The sequence below is a fragment of the Azospirillum oleiclasticum genome, assembly GCF_013423485.1.
GTDB classification, from domain to species: domain Bacteria; phylum Pseudomonadota; class Alphaproteobacteria; order Azospirillales; family Azospirillaceae; genus Azospirillum; species Azospirillum oleiclasticum.
Map to the genome: position 1 here is coordinate 1 of NZ_JABFFR010000058.1, position 6,182 is coordinate 6,182.

Genomic DNA, 6,182 nt, shown 5'->3' on the forward strand with positions numbered 1-6,182 from the left:
GCGCCGTCTCCAGCGTGATCACGTCGGTGCCGGCACCGCCGGTCAGGGTCTCGAGCTGGGAGGCCAGCATGGTGGTGCCGCCGGAGCCCAGCGCGATCACGTCGGTGCCGGACCCGCCGAGCAGCGTTTCCAGCAGCGATACGGTGGTGGTGCTGCCGGTGTTGCCGATGGTGATCGCGTCCGTCCCGGCGCTGCCGGTCAGGCTTTCCAGCCCCCGCAGCAGGATGGTGGCGCCGCCGCTGCCGAGCGTCACCGCGTCGGTGCCGGCCCCGCCCACCAGCGTCTCCACGCCGGAGACCACCAGCGTGCCGCCCGACGAGCCGATGATGATCAGGTCGGTGCCGGCGGCACCGGCGAGGCTTTCCAGGAGGTGGGCGGTGAAGGTGCTGCCGCTGCCCCCCAGCGTCACGATGTCGGTGCCGGACCCGCCGACCAGCGTCTCCAGCGCCGCCACCGTCAGGGTGTTGCCCGAAGCGGCGAGAGTCACGACGTCGCTGCCGGCACCGCCGGTCAGCGTCTCCACCAGCCCCGCGGTGATGGTGGTGCCGGTGGACCCCAGCGTCACCGCGTCGGTGCCGGCACCGCCGGTCAGGCTCTCCACCGCCGACACCGCCAGCGTGCCGCCCGCGGTGCCGATGGTCACGATGTCGGTGCCGGCGCCGCCGGCCAGGCTTTCGATCAGGGTGACCGTCACCGTGCCGCCGGTGTCGCCCAGCGTGATCACGTCGGTGCCGCTGTTGCCGGTCAGCGTCTCGATGCCGCGCAGCGTGAAGGTGTTGCCGGACGAGCCCAGCGTGATGGCGTCGGTGCCCGCGCCGCCCACCAGGAACTCCACGCCGGACACCACTGTCATGGTGCTGCCGGCCGAGCCCAGCGTCACCACGTCGGTGCCGCCGGAGCCGGTCAGCGTCTCCACCCCGCTCACCGTCACGGTGTTGCCGAGGGCGCCGGTCAGCACATTGCGGTCGAGGGTGCCGTCGAAGCGCGCCGTCTCCAGCGTGATCACGTCGGTGCCGGCACCGCCGGTCAGGGTCTCGAGCTGGGAGGCCAGCATGGTGGTGCCGCCGGAGCCCAGCGCGATCACGTCGGTGCCGGACCCGCCGAGCAGCGTTTCCAGCAGCGATACGGTGGTGGTGCTGCCGGTGTTGCCGATGGTGATCGCGTCCGTCCCGGCGCTGCCGGTCAGGCTTTCCAGCCCCCGCAGCAGGATGGTGGCGCCGCCGCTGCCGAGCGTCACCGCGTCGGTGCCGGCCCCGCCCACCAGCGTCTCCAGCGCCGACACCGTCAGGGTGTCGCCGGCGCCGCCGATCAGGATCAGGTCGTTCCCGGAACCGCCGCGCAGGGTTTCCACCGCCTGAACCACCAGCGTCGCACCGTCCGCCGACAGGGTGACCAGATCGGTGCCGGCGCCGCCGGTCAGGGTCTCCAGCAGGGAGACGGTCAGCGTGCCGCCGATTGACCCCAGCGTCACCACATCCGTGCCGGCCCCGCCGGACAGGCTTTCGAACAGCGCCACGGTGACCGTGCCGCCGGCGCTGCCGATGGTGATCACGTCGGTGCCGGCGTTGCCGGTCAGCGTTTCGATCAGGGCGGCGGTGACGCTGTTGCCGGACGTGCCCAGCGTCACCGCATCGGTGCCGGCGCCGCCGATGATGCTGTCGATCAGCGACAGGGTGACGGTGGAGCCGGTGGAACCGAGGCTGATCACCTCCGTCCCCACCCCGCCGGTCAAGGTCTCGATCGCCACCATGGTGAAGGTCGCGCCGGTGCTGCCCAGCGTCACCGCGTCGGTGCCGACGCCGCCGGTCAGGCTCTCGACGCCGCTCAGCACCGTCAGCGTGCTGCCCTGCGACCCCAGCGTGACGAGGTCGGTGCCGGCGCCGCCCGCCAGCGTCTCGACGGCGGCCACGGTCAGCGTGGCGCCGCTGCTGCCCAGCGTCACCACGTCGGTGCCGGCGCCGCCGGTCAGCGTCTCGATGGCGCTCAGGGTGACGGTGTTCCCGGAGGAGCCCAGCGTCACCGCGTCGGTGCCGACGCCGCCGGTCAGGCTGTCGATACCGCTCACCACGGTGAGGGTGCTGCCCTGCGACCCCAGGGTGACGATGTCGGTGCCCGCACCGCCGGTCAGCGTCTCCACCGCGGCGATGGCGAGGGTGGAGCCGGCGGAGCCCAGCGTCACCATGTCGGTGCCGGCACCGCCGACGATGCTTTCCACCAGCGACAGGGTGACGGTGGAACCGGCGGTGCCGAGGCTCACCACGTCGGTGCCGGCGTTGCCGGTCAGCGTCTCGATGGCGGTCAGGGTGAAGGTGCTGCCGGTGCTGCCCAGCGTCACCGCGTCGGTGCCGACGCCGCCGGTCAGGCTGTCGACGCCGGTGACCACCACCAGCGTGCTGCCGGCGGAGCCCAACGTCACGATGTCGATGCCGCTGCCGCCGATCAGCGTCTCCACGCCCGACACGACCAGGGTGACGCCGGCACTGCCCAGCGTCACCACGTCGGTGCCGGCGCCGCCGACCAGGGTCTCCAGCAGGGAGACGGTGAGGGTGTTGCCGGTGGAGCCCAGCGTCACGAGGTCGGTGCCGGCCCCGCCGATCAAGCTTTCGATCAGCGCCACGGTGACCGTGCCGCCGCCGGTGCCCAGCGTGATCGCATCGGTGCCGGCACCGCCGATCAGCGTCTCGATCGAGGTCAGGGTGAAGCTGTTGCCCGAGGAGCCGACGGTCACCACGTCGGTGCCGACACCGCCGATGATGCTGTCGATCAGCGACAGGGTGACGGTGGAGCCGCCGGTGCCGAGGCTGATCACCTCCGTGCCCACGCCACCGGTCAGGGTTTCGATGGCGGTCAGGGTGAAGGTGCTGCCGGAGCTGCCGAGCGTCACCGCGTCGGTGCCGACGCCGCCGGTCAGGGCGTCGATGCCGGTGATCACGACCAGCGTGCGGCCGGCCGAGCCCAGCGTCACCACGTCGGTGCCGGCACCGCCGGCCAGCGTCTCGATGGCGACCAGCGTGTAGGTGCCGCCCGAGCTGCCGAGCGTCACCGCGTCGGTGCCGACGCCGCCGGTCAGGGCGTCGATGCCGGTGATCACGACCAGCGTGCTGCCGGCCGAGCCCAGCGTCACCACGTCGGTGCCCGCCCCGCCGGCCAGCGTCTCCACCCCCGAGATGGTCATGGTGCTGCCGGCGCTGCCCAGCGTCACCACGTCGGTGCCGGCACCGCCGGCCAGCGTCTCGATGGCGACCAGCGTGTAGGTGCCGCCCGAGCTGCCGAGCGTCACCGCGTCGGTGCCGACGCCGCCCGTCAGCCCGTCGATGCCGCTCACCACGGTGAGGGTGCTGCCCTGCGACCCCAGGGTGACGATGTCGGTGCCGACACCGCCGGTCAGCGTCTCGACCCCGGCGATGGTGAGGGTGCTGCCGGCGCTGTCCAGGGTCACCGCGTCGGTGCCGGCGCCCCCCGTCAGCGTCTCCAGCAGGGAGACGGTCAGCGTGCTGCCGGTCGACCCGAGCGTCACGATGTCGGTGCCGGCCCCGCCGATCAGGCTTTCGATCAGCGCCACGGTGACCGTGCCGCCGCCGGTGCCGATGGTGATCACGTCGGTGCCGCCACCGCCGATCAGCGTTTCGATCGAGGCCAGGGTGAAGCTGTTGCCCGAGCTTCCCACCGTGACGACGTCGGTGCCGACGCCGCCGATGATGCTGTCGATCAGCGTCAGGGTGACGGTGGAGCCGCCGGTGCCGAGGCTGATCACCTCGGTGCCGGCGCCGCCGGTCAGCGTCTCGATGGCCGTCAGGGTGAAGGTGCTGCCGGAACTGCCCAGCGTCACCGCGTCGGTGCCCACACCGCCGGTCAGGCTGTCGACCCCGGTCACCACCACCAGCGTGCTGCCCGCCGAACCCAGCGTCACGATGTCGATGCCGCTGCCACCGGTCAGCGTCTCCACACCGGAGACGGTGAGGGTGACGCCGGCGCTGTCCAGCGTCACCACATCGGTGCCGGCACCGCCCACCAGCGTCTCCAGCAGGGAGACGCTGAGGGTGTTGCCGGTGGAGCCCAGCGTCACGAGGTCGGTGCCGGCCCCGCCGATCAGGCTTTCGATCAGCGCCACGGTGACGGTGCCGCCGGTGCTGCCGATGGTGATCGCGTCGGTGCCCGCACCGCCGACCAGCGTCTCGATCGAGGCCAGGGTGAAGCTGTTGCCCGAGCTTCCCACCGTGACGACGTCGGTGCCGACGCCGCCGATGATGCTGTCGATCAGCGACAGGGTGACGGTGGAGCCGGCGGTGCCGAGGGTGATCACCTCCGTGCCCACGCCGCCGATCAGGGTTTCGATCGCGCTGAGCGTGAAGGTCATGCCGGTCGAGGCCAGCGTCACCACATCGGTGCCGACCCCGCCGACGATGCTGTCGATGCCGGACGCCACGGTGAGGGTGCTGCCCTCGGAGCCGAGCGTCACCACATCGGTGCCGACGCCGCCGGCCAGCGTCTCCACCGCGGCGACGGTCACGGTGCTGCCGGTGGTCCCCAGCGTCACCACGTCGGTGCCGGCACCGCCGACCAGCGTCTCGATCGCGCTCAGGCTGTAGGTCCCGCCGGCACTGCCCAGCGTCACCACGTCGGTGCCGGCGCCGCCGGTCAGCCCGTCGATGCCGCTGATGACGGTCAGCGTGCTGCCGGCCGAGCCGAGCGTCACGATGTCGGTGCCGACGCCGCCGGTCAGCGTCTCCACGCCGGAGATCGTGAGGGTGCTGCCGGCCGAGCCCAGCGTCACCACATCGGTGCCGGCGCCGCCCGCCAGCGTCTCCACACCGGAGACGACGAGGGTGCCGCCGGACGAGCCGATGGTCACCGCGTCGGTGCCGACGCCGCCGGCCAGCGTCTCCAGCAGCGCGACGGTCAGCGTGCCCCCGGTCGAGCCCAGCGTCACGAGGTCGGTGCCGGCGCCGCCGGTCAGCGTCTCCAGACCGGAGACGGCAAGGGTCGTGCCCGAGCTGCCCAGCGTCACCACATCGGTGCCCACACCGCCCGCCAGCGTCTCCAGACCGGAGACGGCAAGGGTCGTGCCCGAGCTGCCCAGCGTCACCGCGTCGGTGCCCGCACCGCCGGTCAGCGTCTCCAGCAGGGAGACGGTCAGGGTGCCGCCGGTCGAACCCAGCGTCACGAGGTCGGTGCCGGCGCTGCCGGTCAGGCTTTCGATCAGCGCCACGGTGACCGTGCCGCCGCCGGTGCCGATGGTGATCGCGTCGGTGCCGGTGTTGCCGACCAGCGTCTCGATGGAGGCGAGGGTGAAGCTGTTGCCGGACGAGCCGACGGTCACCACGTCGGTGCCGACACCGCCGATGATGCTATCGATCAGCGACAGGGTGACGGTGGAGCCCGCGGTGCCGAGGCTGACCACGTCGGTGCCGACACCGCCGGTCAGCGTTTCGATGGCCGTCAGGGTGAAGGTGCTGCCGGAGCTGCCGAGCGTCACCGCGTCGGTGCCCACACCACCCGTCAGGCTGTCGATGCCGCCGACGACCGTCAGCGTGCTGCCGGCGGAGCCCAGCGTCACGATGTCGGTACCTGCACCGCCGGTCAGCGTCTCCACACCGGACAGGGTGAGGGTGCTGCCGCCGGATCCCAGCGTCACCACATCGGTGCCGGCGCCGCCGGCCAAAGTCTCCAGCAGGGAGACGGTCAGCGTGCCGCCACCGGTGCCGATGGTGATCGCGTCGGTCCCGACGCCGCCGGCCAGCGTTTCCACGCCGGACAATGTGAGGGTGTTGCCCGCGGACCCCAGCGTCACCGCGTCGGTGCCGGCACCGCCGGTCAGACTGTCGATGCCCGCCACCACGGTCAGGGTGGAACCCGCGGACCCCAGCGTGACGATGTCGGTGCCGGCGCCGCCGGTCAGCGTCTCCACCCCGGACAGGGTGAGGGTGCTGCCCGCGCTGCCCAGCGTCACCGCATCGGTGCCGGCGCCGCCGGTCAGCGTTTCCAGATCGGCCAGGGTGACGGTCGTGCCGGCGCTGCCGAGCGTGACGACGTCGGTGCCGGCGCCGCCGGCCAAAGTCTCCAGCAGGGAGACGGTCAGCGTGCCGCCGGCCGAACCCAGCGTCACCGCATCGGTGCCGGCGCCGCCGGTCAGCGTTTCCACCCCGGACAGGGTGAGGGTGCTGCCCGAGGAACCGAGCGTC

The 6,182-nt window shown here is 72.5% G+C and carries 1 protein-coding gene; it reads right to left on the bottom strand.

Features of this window, described 5'->3' with window-relative positions; genetic code table 11:
- Positions 1 to 6,182 (bottom strand): calcium-binding protein (locus HL658_RS34255; protein ID WP_180287721.1); only part of this gene is annotated, 6,182 nt, incomplete at both ends.